This window comes from Vibrio sp. 10N.261.51.A4, from assembly GCF_041471945.1.
Taxonomy (GTDB): domain Bacteria; phylum Pseudomonadota; class Gammaproteobacteria; order Enterobacterales; family Vibrionaceae; genus Vibrio; species Vibrio crassostreae_C.
Window position 1 is genome coordinate 1 of the sequence record NZ_JBFRPJ010000096.1, and the last position, 1182, is coordinate 1182.

The 1182-nt window shown below is 43.3% G+C and carries 1 protein-coding gene; it reads left to right on the plus strand.

Annotated elements, in window-relative coordinates:
* Positions 1-55: 55 nt before the first annotated feature.
* The gene (locus tag AB4384_RS20340) at positions 56-1156 is read left to right on the plus strand and encodes an ISAs1 family transposase (RefSeq protein ID WP_102319869.1); all 1101 of its coding nucleotides are present in this window, start codon (positions 56-58) and stop codon (positions 1154-1156) included.
* Positions 1157-1182 lie beyond the last annotated feature (26 nt).

The window sequence follows — 1182 nt, forward strand, 5'->3', positions numbered from 1 at the left end:
CACTTTGTTAACAAATATGATCTAATAGCGTCAAACCCTTAGCTAGACAGCCATTTTGAACTTAATTGAGCACCTATCCGTCATCGAAGATACTCGTTCTGACATTAACCAAAAACATGACCTTATTGACGTTATGTTCCTCGTTATTAGTGCTATTGCATCTGGGTGCGAAGGATGGCAAGACATTGAATTTTATGGGGAAGAGAAGTTAAGCTGGTTAAGAAAGTACAGGCCATTCAAACATGGAATCCCCCGACGACACACAATAGCACGCATATTACGCTCAGTTGTTGCGGAGTCATTGCTTGAAGCGTTGGCCTTGTGGATAAACGAACAAAGAGCCAACCAAAATAAACCCATAATCGCATTCGACGGAAAAGTCCTGCGTGGCTCTTATCGAAATGACAGGAAAACAGCGTTGCAGTTGGTCACGGCATATGACACTGAGCGTGGCCTTGTTCTGAGCCAAAAACCGACGGAAAACAAGAATGGCGAGATCAGTGTTGTGCGCCAAATGCTTGATGTTATAAATGTAAAAGGCAGTGTGGTCACGATTGATGCGCTGCATTGCCAGCGCGAAACCCTAGAGAAGATAAAAGAAAAGAAAGCGCATGTTGTTGTTCAAGTGAAGAACAACCAACCGAAACTAAGAGCGGCTGTTGTTGAACAGTTTCAGGCTATCTTCGATGCTAGGAAAGAGAAAATAGTCACTGAAATCAAAGAGACACATCATGGTCGTAACGAAGAGCGATACGTTTTTCAACTTAAGGCTAAGTTGCCCGAAAAACTAGCAAAGAAATGGCCGACGGTAAGAAGCATTATAGCAGTGGAACGCCACCGAGTGATAAACGGGAAAGGCACCGTAGATACGTCATACTACATAAGTTCCATGTCGCCGAATCACAAATTACTTGGTCATTATATTCGTCAACACTGGCGAATTGAAAACAGCCAACACTACGTATTAGATGTTGTTTTTAAAGAGGATAGCTCTCGAATCACTTTGGATGGTGCCGTTGAGAACATAGCGTTGTTCAGACGCTTTGTAATGAACATGCTTAAGCAATGTGATTGCGGTGCGCCAAGTCAAAAGGTGAAGTTGAAAAAAGCGGGATGGAACGACGATTATCGGGCTAGAGTCTTCTTTGGGTTATAAATCCATCAAAGTATGCTCCCGCCCTG